Raw genomic sequence first — 12,591 nt, forward strand, 5'->3', positions numbered from 1 at the left:
CATGGCACACGTTTGGCGCGGAGTCCTCCGCGAGTACGCAGATCGTCTGGGCGTCACGGATGCCTCGACCGTGGTCACCCTCGGTGAGGGCGGCACGCCGCTCCTGCCCGCCCCCGCGCTGTCGCGCCGCACCGGCACCGACGTATGGGTGAAGTTCGAGGGCATGAACCCCACGGGCTCGTTCAAGGACCGCGGCATGACCGTCGCCGTCTCGCGCGCGATCGAGCACGGCGCGAAGGCCGTCATCTGCGCCTCCACCGGCAACACGTCCGCCTCGGCGGCCGCGTACGCCGCCCACGCCGGCATCACCGCCGCGGTGCTCGTGCCCGAGGGCAAGATCGCCATGGGCAAGCTCAGCCAGGCCGTGGCGCACAACGGCCGTCTCATCCAGATCCGCGGCAACTTCGACGACTGCCTCGAGATCGCTCGCGAGCTCGCCGACAATTACCCGGTGCACCTCGTCAACTCGGTCAACCCCGACCGCATCGACGGTCAGAAGACCGCCGCGTACGAGGTCGTCGAGCAGCTGGGCGATGCCCCCGACTTCCACTTCATCCCGGTCGGCAACGCGGGCAACTACACCGCGTACACGCGGGGGTACCGCGAAGAGGCCGAGGCCGGAGTCTCGACCCGCGTGCCTCGCATGTTCGGCTTCCAGGCCGCCGGCTCGGCGCCGCTCGTCACCGGCGAGGTCGTGAAGAACCCGGAGACGGTGGCCAGCGCCATCCGCATCGGCAACCCGGCGTCGTGGGACCTCGCGCTCGAGGCCCGCGCGGCGACCGACGGGTACTTCGGCGCCATCGACGACGACCGCATCCTCGCGGCGCAGAAGCTCCTCGCGGGCGAGGTCGGCATCTTCGTCGAGCCTGCGTCGGCCATCAGCGTCGCCGGTCTCCTCGATCGCGTCGAGGCCGGCATCGTGCCCCAGGGCGCGCGCGTCGTGCTCACGGTCACCGGCCACGGCCTCAAGGACCCGCACTGGGCGCTGCGCAACGCCGACGGCTCGGAGGTCGAGCCCACCGTGGTCGACGCCACGACGTCGGAGGTGGCATCCGTCCTGGAGCTCGCTCCCGCGGCGGCGACCGCGTGAACGCAGCCGTCGCTCCGGCTCCCGGCCGCCGCGTGGTGGTGCGGGTTCCGGCGACGAGCGCCAACCTCGGCCCCGGGTTCGACACGCTCGGCCTCGCGCTGAGCGTGTACGACGAGCTCGACGTCACGGCGCTGCCGGAGGGCGAGCTCGAGATCGAGGTCGAGGGAGCCGGTGCGGACGACGTGCCGCGCGACGCCTCGCACCTCGTGGTGCGGGCGATCGCGTACGCGTACGAATCGGTCGGGCGACGGATGCCGGGACTCCGCCTGGTCGCCAAGAACGTGATCCCGCATGGACGCGGCCTCGGCTCGTCCGGCGCGGCGGTCGTCTCGGGCCTCTTGGCCGCCAAGGGGCTGCTCGAGGGCGACGTCGAGCTCGGACCCGATGCGCTGCTCCGTCTCGCGACCGAGCTCGAGGGCCACCCCGACAACGTCGCGCCGGCGCTGTTCGGCGGCCTCACCATCGCGTGGGTGGACGAGGACGGCCCGCAGCACAAGAAGCTTCTCGTGCACCGCGGCGTATCGCCGCTCGTCTTCGTGCCGACCTTCACGATGTCGACCGAGCTCGCGCGCAGCCTTCAGCCGATGCATGTGCCGCGAGAGGACGCCGTCTTCAACGTCTCGCGCTCCGCGCTCCTGATCGCGGCGCTCACGCAGAGCCCCGAGCTGCTGCAGGCGGCGACGGAGGACAAACTCCACCAGAACTACCGCGCGAGCGCCATGCCCGAGACCGACGGTCTTGTGCGGGCGCTGCGCGCGGCAGGCTTCGCGGCGGTCGTGTCGGGGGCGGGACCGAGCGTGCTCGTGCTCGCCGACGGCCCGGGACGACGCCTCGAGGCGGCGGCGCTCGCAGGCGCCGCGACCGACACCCCGTGGGAGGCGCTCATGCTCGCCGTCGACTTCAAGGGTGGTACAGTGAGGGAGTACGCGGAGGGTTCCACGTAAGACGTGAATCTGGCCTCCGTCGCAAATCTGCGAAACCACCGCACGGCATTCTGACCTGCCGACGTCCGCTGAGCACCCTCGCGGTCCCTCACCCCGTCGGCGGGTGTTTCGACAGGCGTGACAACTGATCGAGACAGGCAGACGCCACCTGGCAGCGCCGTGCGATCGTGCACAATCGTTCCGTTTTTCACAAGGGAGAACTCGTGGAGTCCATCTCCGAGATCCACGCCGACGTTCCGGCCGACGAGCGCGCGGAAGCGCCCGAGGCCCAGGCCGAGGCCGTGGCTGAGGAAGCCGTCATCGAGGCCGTCGCGGCCGAGGTCGTCGCCGAAGAGGCCGTCGAGGTCGCCGAGGCGGCCGACGCCGTCGCCGACGAGGCCGTCGTCGAGGCGCTTGCCGCCGAAGAGGTCGCCGAGGAGGCTGTCGCCGAGGCGATCGTCGCCGAGGAGTCCGGTGACGCCGCCGCCGCTGAGGTCGCTGAGGAAGCGGCCGAGGAGGCCGTCGCCGAGGCGATCATCGCCGACGCCGTCGCCGAAGAGGCCGTCGCCGAGGCCGCTGTCGCGGACGCGGTCGCCGAAGAAGCGGTCGCCGAGGCCGTCGTCGCCGAGGTCGTGGCCGAAGAGGTCGTCGCCGAGGTCGTGGCCGTGGAAGCGGCTGCCGAGGCACCGGCCGAGGCGCCTGCTGCGCCCGCCAAGGCCCCGCGCAAGCGCGCTCCTCGCCGTGCGAAGAGCACTGACGTCGCGCCCGCCGAGCCCGCCGCGGAAGCACCGGCCGAGGCACCCGCCGAGGCCGCACCGGCTGAGGCCGCACCGGCTGAGGCCGCACCGGCTGAGGCCGGCGAGCAGGCCGCGGAGGAGGCACCCGCCCCCGCTGAGGCGCCCGCCGCCGATGCAGACGCGCCCGCCGAGGGTGCCGAGGCGCCCGCCGAGTCCGCCGAGGGTGGCGAGCAGGCCGCTGAGGGCGAGGGCGCCGAGACGCCGTCGCGCAGCCGGAGCCGCAGCCGCAGCCGCAGCCGCAACCGCAACGCGCAGAACCAGAACGCACAGGGCGGCCAGGCCGCACAGGGCCAGAACGCGCAGGGCGGCCAGAACCAGAACGCGCAGCCCGTCGCGGAGCCGGCGAAGGCCGACACGCAGGACGACGACCAGCAGGCCCAGGGCAACGGCCGCGGCCGCCAGCGCAACAAGCGCCGCGGCACGCAGGCCGCCGCGGGCGGCGACGAGTTCGAGACCGAGATCGGCGAGGACGACGTCCTCATCCCGATCGCGGGCATCCTCGACGTGCTCGACAACTACGCGTTCGTCCGCACCTCCGGCTACCTGCCCGGCCCGAGCGACGTCTACGTCTCGCTCGGTCAGGTGAAGAAGTACAACCTGCGCAAGGGCGATGCGGTCGTCGGCTCGATCAAGCAGCCGCGCGAGGGCGAGCAGTCCAGCCGTCAGAAGTACAACGCGCTGGTCAAGGTCGACGCGATCAACGGCCTGTCGGTCGACGACGCCGCCGCCCGTGTCGAGTTCGGCAAGCTGACGCCGCTCTACCCGCAGGAGCGCCTGCGCCTCGAGACCGCGCCCGAGAAGCTGACGCAGCGCATCATCGATCTCGTCGCGCCGATCGGCAAGGGCCAGCGCGGCCTCATCGTCGCGCCCCCGAAGGCGGGCAAGACGATCGTGCTGCAGCAGATCGCCAACGCGATCGCGATCAACAACCCCGAGGTCCACCTCATGGTCGTGCTCGTCGACGAGCGCCCCGAAGAGGTCACCGACATGCAGCGCACGGTGAAGGGCGAGGTCATCGCCTCGACCTTCGACCGCCCCGCCGAGGATCACACCACCGTCGCCGAGCTCGCCATCGAGCGCGCCAAGCGCCTCGTGGAGCTCGGCCGCGACGTCGTCGTGCTGCTCGACTCGATCACGCGCCTCGGCCGCGCCTACAACATCTCGGCGCCGACCTCGGGCCGCGTGCTCACCGGTGGCGTGGACGCGTCGGCGCTGTACCCGCCCAAGCGCTTCTTCGGCGCCGCGCGCAACATCGAGAACGGCGGATCGCTCACGATCCTCGCGACGGCCCTCGTCGAGACCGGCTCCAAGATGGACGACGTGATCTTCGAGGAGTTCAAGGGCACCGGCAACAGCGAGCTGCGCCTGAACCGCCAGCTCGCCGACAAGCGCATCTTCCCGGCCGTCGACGTCAACGCGTCGTCCACGCGCCGCGAAGAGATGCTGCTGTCGCCCGACGAGGTCAAGATCACCTGGAAGCTCCGCCGCGCGCTGGCCGGCCTCGAGCCCCAGCAGGCCCTCGAGGTCGTGCTCGGCAAGCTCAAGGAGACGCAGTCCAACGTCGAGTTCCTGGTGCAGATGCAGAAGTCGATCCCGGCGCCCGCCAACGGGCACGGCGGCGGCCGCAGCCACGATCACGACAACAGCATCCGCTGATCCTCGATGTTCGAGTCCGTCAAGGGACTGATCGACGAGCACCGCGCGGTCCAGGAGGAGCTCTCGGACCCCGCGGTGCACGCCGATGCGGCGCGCGCCAAGCGGGTGAACCGGCGCTACGCCGAGCTGTCGCGCATCGTGAAGGCCCACGAGGACTGGGTGGCGGCATCCGATGATCTGGATGCCGCCCGCGAACTCGCCCGTGAGGACGACGCGTTCGCGGCGGAGGTGCCCGCCCTCGAGGCCGGGCTGGCCGAGGCGCAGGAGCGCCTGCGTCGCCTGCTGATCCCGCGTGACCCCGACGACGCGCGCGACGTGATCATGGAGATCAAGCAGGGCGAGGGCGGCGCCGAGTCGGCGCTGTTCGCGGCCGATCTGCTGCGGATGTACATCCAGTACGCGGCCTCCAAGGGCTGGAAGACCGAGCTCCTCGAGCGCAACGAGTCCGACCTCGGCGGCTACAAGGACGTCCAGGTCGCGATCAAGGGGTCATCGTCCGACCCGGCGCAGGGCGTGTGGGCGCACCTCAAGTACGAGGGCGGCGTGCACCGCGTGCAGCGCGTGCCGGCGACCGAGTCGCAGGGGCGGATCCACACGTCGACCACCGGCGTGCTGGTGTTCCCGGAGGTCGACGAGCCCGAAGAGATGCACATCGACCCGAACGACCTGAAGATCGACGTCTTCCGGTCGTCGGGTCCGGGCGGCCAGTCGGTCAACACGACCGACTCCGCGGTGCGCATCACCCACATGCCCACGGGGATCGTGGTGTCGATGCAGAACGAGAAGTCGCAGCTGCAGAACCGCGAGGCCGGTATGCGCGTGCTGCGGGCACGTCTCCTCGCCAAGCAGCAGGAGGAGCTGGATGCCGCGGCATCCGACGCCCGAAAGTCGCAGATCCGCGGCATGGACCGCTCCGAGCGCATCCGCACGTACAACTTCCCCGAGAACCGCATCGCCGACCACCGCACCGGCTACAAGGCCTACAACCTCGACCAGGTGATGGACGGCGCGCTCGAGCCCCTCATCGAGTCGGCGATCACCGCCGACGAGGAGGCCCGTCTCGCGGCCCTCGGCTCCGACGACTGATCGCCTCGGCTGAGGGCGCGATTCCCCGGTCTCGGCATCCGTGGCGCTCGGCGGACTCCGGATGCTGCGCCGCTAGGCTTCGAGCGTGCTCACGCTGCTCATCCGCGCTCTCATCTTCCTGGTGTCGGCGGCGCTCGGCCTCATCGTGGCCGACCTGATCCTGGACGGGTTCTATCTGCACTGGAACGACTGGTGGGGGATCCTCCTCGCCGTCGTGATCTTCGCCGTGCTGCAGAGCATCCTCGCGCCGTGGCTGCTCAAGATCACGCGGCGGCACGCCAACGCGCTGATCGGGGGCATCGGACTGCTCTCGACGTTCGTGGCGCTGCTCATCGCGGTGCTCATCCCCGCGGCGGGCATCGGCATCGACGGCCCGGTCGCCTGGATCATCGGAACGCTCATCGTGTGGCTCGTGACCGCGCTCGCGACGTGGCTGCTGCCGCCGCTGTTCATCAAGAACAAGGTGCAGGACCGCCGCGGCTGACGCCCCAAGATAGGGATTCCTCCCGATCCGCCGGGCCGCCTCAGCCGCGAGGCTGGTGGGATGATGGGCGGTATGCAGATCGGCCGGGTGCCCCTCGTCGGCCGCCAGGCGGACCTCGACGCGCTGCGCGACGAGGTCGACGCCGTGGGCGCGGAAGGTCGCGCCGTCGTCGTGTCGGGTGACGCGGGGATGGGCAAGACCCGTCTGCTCCGGGATTTCAGTGAGAGCCTCACCGATGTGGTCGTCGTCCGGGGAGCCTCGGTCGACTCGGGTTCGGGCCCGGCACCGCTGACGGCGATCACCGACCTCCTGCGCGACCTCGTCGACGCGCTGGGCGTGGACGCGGTGCGCACGGCAGCCGGTCCCGGCGCGGACGCGCTCGGGGTGCTCGTGCCGGCGCTCGCCGACAGCGCCGGCGACGCCGAGCGGCTCGCCGACGTCGTCGTCGAGCTGTTCTCGCAGCTGGCGCGCACGCACCGGCTGGTCGTCATCATCGAGGACCTCCACTGGGCCGACAGCACGACGTGCGACATCGCGGCGCGGCTGGTCCGCCGCGCGGCCGCGCTGCCGCTGTTCGTGCTGCTGTCGTACCGCACCGACGACGTCGGGCGCGCACATCCGCTGCGCCCGGTGCTCGCCGAGCTCGACCGCGCGCGCCTGCTGACCCACCGGCCCCTCGCTCGCCTCAGCCCCGCCGAAGTCGGCGCGCTCGCCAACGCGGTGCACGGCGACACGCTGGCGGCCGGCGTGCTGAACGACATCGCCGCCCGCAGCGACGGCATCCCGTTCTACGTTGAGGAGCTCGCGAGCTTCTCGGGCACGCGACTGCCGGTCTCACTGCGCGACGTCCTCCTGCTGCGCTACGAGCGATTGGATGCCGAGGCCCGCCGTTTCACGCGCGTGCTGGCGACCGGCGGGGTCGAGGTGGCGCACCCCGTCCTGCGCGACGTGTTCGACGGTGACGAGGCCGCCCTCGAGGACGCCGTGCGCAGCGCCGTCGACGCGCAGGTCGTCGTGATCCGCGACGACGCCTACGCGTTCCGTCACGCGCTCATGCAGGAGGCGGTCTACGCGGAGCTCCTTCCGACCGAGCGGACGCGCCTGCACACCGCCTACGCCGTGGCACTCGAGAACTCGGCGCCCACGGCCCGTGTCCTCGCGGACATCGCCCACCACTGGCGCGCGGCGCGCGTGCCCGACCGCGCGCTGGCCGCCGGAGTGGCGGCGCAGCGCGCCGCGAGCGTCGCGTCGGCGTGGTCGACGGCGGCCGAGGCGGGGGAGCGGGTGCTCGAGCTCTGGGACTCGGTCCCCGACCCCGAGGGGATCTGCGGGATGCCGCGGGCCGAGGTGCTGCGCCGCACCTCCGCCGCCCTCGTGTCGGCGAATCGGAACGATCGCGCCCTCGCGTTCGCGCGCGAGGCGGTGGCTCTCTGGCCCGAGGACGACGTCGTCGGGCGCGCCGCGATGCTCGGCGACCTCGCGACGATCGAGTTCCAGGCCGGGGTGTCGGACGGGGTCGAGAGCATCGAGCAGGCGCTGGCGATCCTGGGCGACGACCCGCGGCACGACGTGCAGCGCGCCGGCCTCCTGCTCAGCTCCGCGCGCGTGCACATGCTCAACGGGCGCCAGGAACTCGGCGCGGAGGTCGCCGCGCAGACACGAGCGACCGCTGAGGCTGCGGCCGCCGCAGGAGACCCCGCCGCGCGCGAGATCCTCGCGCAGGCGCTGCTCATCGCCGCGACGTGTCGCGCCAGCGTCGGCGATCCGGACGGCGTGAGCCTCTTCGAGGAGGCGCGTGCGCACGCGGACGGGTTCGTCCGCGCGATGATGCGGTTCTACATCAACTACTCGAACACCCTCATGCTGATCGGCCGCTACGAGGACGCCGTCGCCCTGGCGCGGGAGGGGCAGGAGTACGGCCGCACCCATGTGGCCGATCTCGGCCCGCTCGTGATGATCGAGGCCAACATGATCGAGGCGCACATCTACGCCGGCCGGCTGCGGGAGGCCGAGGAGCTCGGCGGCCTGCTCCCGATGGTCGAACCGGGCCTCTACTCCGCCTTCCTGCGTGAGCGGCTGGTGTGCCTGGCCATCTGGCGCGGGCGCATCGACGGGGCCGAGGCGGCTCTCGACGCCGCGCGCCTGGAACTCGACATGTTCGGCGCGTACGAGTTCCAGACCCGCTTCGGCATGGCGTACGACCTCGGCGAGCTGGCGCTCGCCCGCGGAGACGCGCACGAGGCGCTCGCGCACGCGCGGCTGGCGTGGGAGACGCCCGCCGGCGGCGTGCTCGCGCTGCCGCTGACCGCGATCGCGGCCAGGGCGGTCGCGATGCTCCGCGAACGCGGCGAGGATGCCGACATCGAGCCCTACCGAGCCGTGCTCGCCGGGTTCGACGTCTGGCCGGTGACCCCGCTGTGGGCGGCCGTCTTCGCCGCCGAGCTCGGCGAAGGACCGTGGACCGCTGCGATCGACGCGATGGGACCCGCGTACATCCGCGCGTACGCGCGCGTCCGGCACGGCGAGGCGCTGCTGGCGGAGGGCGACCGCGCGGGCGCTCGCGAGGCGCTCGCGGCGGCGGTGTCGTACGCCGAGGAACTCGGTGCCGACGGCCTCGCCGCGCGTGCGAGCGCCCTGCTGACGGATGCCGGACTCACGGGCGACGCGTCGCGCTCACTGCTGACCGCCCGCGAGGAGCAGGTGCTCGAGCTGGTCGCCGAGGGGCTCAGCAACGGGCAGATCGCGGAGCGGCTCTACATCAGCGTCAAGACGGTCTCCGTGCACGTATCCGCGATCCTGCGCAAGCTCGAGGCGCCGTCGCGCACCGCCGCGGCCGCGATCTACCGCCGCAGCGCCGCGTAGGCAGGGACGACCCGCGGCGCCGAGCGATGCCGCGGGGCGCAGCATCCGTCATCCGAGCCGCGTCAGATGTAGTACTCGGGCGTCGTCAGCAGGGCGCGGGTGTCGTCGCCGACGCGGCGGGCGCGCGGCTTGGCGGGCACGCCGACCAGCACGCTGTCGGCGGGCGCGTCCTTGGTGACGACCGCGTTCGCACCGATGACGGATCCGGCGCCGATCGTGATCGGGCCGAGGATCTTGGCGCCGGCGCCGACGGCGACGCCGTCCTCGATCGTGGGGTGGCGCTTGCCCCCCTCGCGCTGGCGGCCGCCGAGGGTGACGCCGTGGTAGAGCATGACGTCGTCGCCGACCTCGGCGGTCTCGCCGACCACGACGCCCATGCCGTGGTCGATGAAGAAGCGACGGCCGATCGTGGCACCGGGGTGGATCTCGATGCCGGTGAGCCATCGGGTGATCTGCGACCCGGCGCGCGCGACGAATCGGAAGTCCCGCGTCCACAGGGCGTGCCACACGCGGTGCGCCCAGATCGCGTGCAGTCCCGGGTACAGCACGGCGATCTCGAGGCCGCCGCGCGCCGCGGGGTCGCGCAGCTTCGCCGCGGCGATGTCCTCACGGGCCCGGGCGAAGAATCCGATGCGTTCGTCGGTCATTTGGTCTGGGCCTCCGGCTCGCGCAGGTGCTCGTACAGAGCGGTCGACAGGTAGCGTTCGCCCGAGTCGGGCACGATGACGACGATGCGCTGCCCGGCGGCCTCGGGGCGTGCGGCGATCTGCAGCGCCGCCCACACGGCGGCACCGGCCGACATCCCAGCGAGGATGCCCTCGCGCGTGGCGAGCTCGCGCGCGACGTTGATCGCGTCATCGAACTCGACGTCGAAGATCTCGTCGACGACCGAGCGGTCGAGCACCTCGGGGACGAAGTTCGGTCCGATGCCCTGGATGCGGTGGCCGCCGGCACGGCCCTCCGTCAGGACGGGGGAGTCCTTCGGCTCGACGAGGACGATCTTGACGTCCGGGTTGCGCTGCTTGAGCACCTGACCGACGCCGGTGATCGTGCCGCCCGTGCCCGAACCGGCGACGAACCAATCCACGCGGCCCTCGGTGTCGCGCCAGATCTCCTCGGCGGTGGTCTTGCGGTGGATCGCGGCGTTCGCCTCGTGCTCGAACTGACGAGCGAGGATGGCGCCCGGCGTCTCGGCGACGATGCGCTGGGCCGTCTCGACCGCCTCGGTCATGCCCTTGTAGGGGTCGGTGAGCACGAGTTCGGCGCCGAAGGCCTTCAAGAGGGTGCGGCGCTCCTTCGACATCGAGGCGGGCATCGTCAGGATGACGCGGTACCCGCGCGCGGCGCCGATCAGCGCGAGCGAGATGCCGGTGTTGCCGCTCGTGGACTCGACGATCGTGCCGCCCGGGAGCAGCTCTCCCGCGGCCTCGGCGGCCTCGACGAGCGCGTAGCCCAGGCGGTCCTTGACCGAGGAGCCCGGGTTGTAGAACTCGAGCTTCGCGAGCACCTCCGCGCCGAGGCCCTGGGTGAGCGCGTTGAGCCGCACGAGCGGCGTCTCGCCGAAGGCGGTGGTGATGTCGGAATGGATGCCGGGCACGTGGAACTCCCTCGGATCAGCGGTGCGCGAAGACGGCGACGGCGCGCCGGCGCCCGAACGGGTCGGGGTGCCGGCGCGCCGTCGTGACGACTCAATCTTCGCGCAGATCCTCGAAGAGCGCGGTCGAGAGGTAGCGCTCGCCGGTGTCGGGGGTGATCACGACGATCTTCTTGCCGGCGTTCTCGGGGCGGGCTGCGATCTGCAGGGCGGCCCACACGGCGGCGCCGCTCGAGATGCCGACGAGGATGCCTTCCTGGGCGGCCAGGTCGCGCGAGGTCGAGATGGCGTCCTCGAACTCGACCGTGACGACCTCGTCGAACACGTCCGTGTCGAGGATCGGCGGCACGAAGTTCGGGCCGATGCCCTGGATCTTCGCCGGACCGGGGGTGCCGGTCGACAGCAGGGGCGACGCGGTCGGCTCGACGGCGACGACCTGCACCTCGGGCTTGCGCTCCTTGAGCACCTGGCCGACACCGGTGATGGTGCCGCCCGTGCCGACGCCGGCGACGAAGATGTCGACTTCGCCGTCGGTGTCGCGCCAGATCTCCTCGGCGGTGGTCTTGCGGTGGATCTGGCGGTTCGCCTCGTTCTCGAACTGCTTCGCGAGGACGGCGCCCGGCGTCTCGGCGACGATGCGCTCGGCCTCGGCGACGGCGAGCTTCATGCCGCCCGCGGGGTCGGTGAGCACGAGCTCCGCGCCGAAGCGCTTGAGCAGCTGGCGGCGCTCGACGGACATGGACGAGGGCATGGTCAGGATGACCTTGTAGCCGCGCGCGGCGCCGACCAGGGCGAGCGCGATGCCGGTGTTGCCACTGGTGCCCTCGACGATGGTGCCGCCCGGCTTCAGCGCACCGGCGGCCTCAGCGGCATCGACGATCGCGATGCCCAGACGGTCCTTGACGCTGGAGCCCGGGTTGTAGAACTCGAGCTTGGCGAGCACCTCGGCGCCGGAGCCGTTGGTCACGCGGTTGAGGCGGACCAGCGGGGTGTTGCCGAAAGCAGCGGTGATGTCGGAGTGGATGCCGGGCATGTCGGGCCTTTCACGGGGTTCACGGCGGATCGTGCCCAGCCTAGGGTGACCCTTTCGCTGTGAGTCCTTCTGTGACGAAGGCCTGGCCGCGCCCCGGTACCCTGCCCGCCGCCGTGCCGGGCCTAAAGTGGATGCGGTCATGGCTTCTCCCGACGATTCCCCCCTGCTCTCCGATGCCCTCCGCCGCGCCGCCGCGCGTCTGGCCGAGGTCGGCGTCACCGATCCGTCCGTCGACACCGAGCTGCTCGCCGCCTTCGTGCTCGGCTCCGGGCGCGGGGGAGTGCAGGCGGCGGCGATCCGCGGGGATCGCCTGACCGTCGCCGACGCCTCCCGCCTCGACGAGCTGGTCACCCGCCGCGCCACCCGCGAGCCGCTGCAGCACATCATCGGGACAGCGCCCTTCCGCCACCTGGAGCTGCGGGTCGGCCCCGGCGTGTTCGTGCCGCGACCCGAGACCGAGGTGGTCGCGCAGCTGGCGATCGACGCGCTGCGGGCCGCAGCATCCGCCTCTCCCATCGCGGTGGATCTCGGCACCGGCAGCGGCGCGATCGCCCTCGCCATGGCGACCGAGGTGCCGCACGCGCGCGTCTACGCCGCCGAGAACTCCGTCGACGCCTTCGTGTGGACCAAGGAGAACTTCGCGCACGTCGGCGCCGGCAACGCGACGCTCGCCTTCATCGACCTCGCCCACGCCTTCCCGGAGCTCGACGGCACGGTCTCGGTGGTGGCATCCAATCCTCCGTATGTTCCGGATGCTGCGATCCCGCGCGATCCGGAAGTCCGCTTCTTCGACCCGCCCGCGGCGCTGTACGGGGGAGAGGACGGCCTCGACGTCGTCCGCGTGCTGAGCGGCGTGGGACTGCGCCTCGCGCACCCGGGCGGCCTGATCGTGATCGAGCACGGCGAGTGGCAGGGCGAGGCGATCCGCGGGATCCTCGAGGCCGACGGCTGGCGTGCCGCGGCGACCCACCCCGACCTCACGATGCGCGACCGCGCGACCACCGCGCTGCGCCCCTGAGCGCGCCGCCGGCTCGGAGCGTTCGTCCGGGGCTTCACAACTAGACTG

General features: G+C 72.0%; 10 protein-coding genes. 7 read left to right on the forward strand and 3 right to left on the reverse strand.

From position 1 onward, the window contains the following. Nucleotide 1: 1 nt before the first annotated feature. From thrC to ACFVSU_RS18770, 6 genes are all read left to right on the forward strand, one after another. Nucleotides 2-1,090: a threonine synthase gene (gene thrC / locus ACFVSU_RS18745; RefSeq protein WP_310289618.1), complete on the forward strand. Its 1,089-nt coding sequence runs from the start codon at nt 2-4 to the stop codon at nt 1,088-1,090. Then, nucleotides 1,087-2,034, forward strand: a complete 948-nt coding sequence (gene thrB / locus ACFVSU_RS18750) for a homoserine kinase (protein ID WP_310289620.1) — start codon at nt 1,087-1,089, stop codon at nt 2,032-2,034. The genes thrC and thrB overlap by 4 nt, the downstream gene beginning before the upstream one ends. A gap of 203 nt (nt 2,035-2,237) precedes the next feature. Further along, nucleotides 2,238-4,466: a transcription termination factor Rho gene (gene rho / locus ACFVSU_RS18755; RefSeq protein ID WP_387146459.1), complete on the forward strand. Its 2,229-nt coding sequence runs from the start codon at nt 2,238-2,240 to the stop codon at nt 4,464-4,466. Nucleotides 4,467-4,472: 6 nt separating this feature from the next. After that, nucleotides 4,473-5,552, forward strand: a complete 1,080-nt coding sequence (prfA, locus tag ACFVSU_RS18760) for a peptide chain release factor 1 (RefSeq protein WP_387146462.1) — start codon at nt 4,473-4,475, stop codon at nt 5,550-5,552. A gap of 85 nt (nt 5,553-5,637) precedes the next feature. Continuing rightward, on the forward strand, nt 5,638-6,036 hold the full coding sequence (locus ACFVSU_RS18765) for a phage holin family protein (protein ID WP_310289626.1): 399 nt from the start codon (nt 5,638-5,640) through the stop codon (nt 6,034-6,036). A 72-nt stretch (nt 6,037-6,108) separates the two neighbouring features. Continuing rightward, nucleotides 6,109-8,898 (forward strand): AAA family ATPase, encoded by a 2,790-nt coding sequence (locus ACFVSU_RS18770; RefSeq protein ID WP_387146465.1) that lies wholly within the window; start codon nt 6,109-6,111, stop codon nt 8,896-8,898. 62 nt (nt 8,899-8,960) lie between these two features. Here ACFVSU_RS18770 and epsC read toward each other — a convergent pair whose 3' ends face one another. The 3 genes from epsC to cysK (ACFVSU_RS18785) all read right to left on the reverse strand — a co-directional run bounded on the left by epsC (nt 8,961) and on the right by cysK (ACFVSU_RS18785) (nt 11,525). After that, entirely contained in the window at nt 8,961-9,545 is a 585-nt protein-coding gene (epsC, locus tag ACFVSU_RS18775; protein ID WP_387146468.1) for a serine O-acetyltransferase EpsC, read from the reverse strand. Next, nucleotides 9,542-10,495, reverse strand: a complete 954-nt coding sequence (gene cysK, locus ACFVSU_RS18780; RefSeq protein ID WP_387146471.1) for a cysteine synthase A — start codon at nt 10,493-10,495, stop codon at nt 9,542-9,544. Before cysK (ACFVSU_RS18780) ends, epsC begins: the two co-directional genes overlap by 4 nt. Before the next feature lie 91 nt (nt 10,496-10,586). Next, a complete protein-coding gene (gene cysK, locus ACFVSU_RS18785) occupies nt 10,587-11,525 on the reverse strand; it encodes a cysteine synthase A (RefSeq protein WP_387146474.1) in 939 nt (312 codons plus the stop codon). A 139-nt stretch (nt 11,526-11,664) separates the two neighbouring features. Here cysK (ACFVSU_RS18785) and prmC point away from each other — a divergent pair, with 139 nt between their 5' ends. Beyond that, entirely contained in the window at nt 11,665-12,543 is an 879-nt protein-coding gene (prmC, locus tag ACFVSU_RS18790; protein ID WP_387146477.1) for a peptide chain release factor N(5)-glutamine methyltransferase, read from the forward strand. Nucleotides 12,544-12,591 lie beyond the last annotated feature (48 nt).

It is taken from the genome of Microbacterium sp. NPDC058062 (assembly GCF_042885375.1).
GTDB lineage: Bacteria > Actinomycetota > Actinomycetes > Actinomycetales > Microbacteriaceae > Microbacterium > Microbacterium trichothecenolyticum_C.

Coding starts and splice junctions, on each gene's coding strand:
- epsC (WP_387146468.1), bottom strand. CDS start 9,545: ATGACCGACGAACGCATCGGATTCTTCGCCCGGGCCCGTGAGGACATC.
- cysK (WP_387146474.1), bottom strand. CDS start 11,525: ATGCCCGGCATCCACTCCGACATCACCGCTGCTTTCGGCAACACCCCG.
- prfA (WP_387146462.1), top strand. CDS start 4,473: ATGTTCGAGTCCGTCAAGGGACTGATCGACGAGCACCGCGCGGTCCAG.
- prmC (WP_387146477.1), top strand. CDS start 11,665: ATGGCTTCTCCCGACGATTCCCCCCTGCTCTCCGATGCCCTCCGCCGC.
- ACFVSU_RS18770 (WP_387146465.1), top strand. CDS start 6,109: ATGCAGATCGGCCGGGTGCCCCTCGTCGGCCGCCAGGCGGACCTCGAC.
- thrC (WP_310289618.1), top strand. CDS start 2: ATGGCACACGTTTGGCGCGGAGTCCTCCGCGAGTACGCAGATCGTCTG.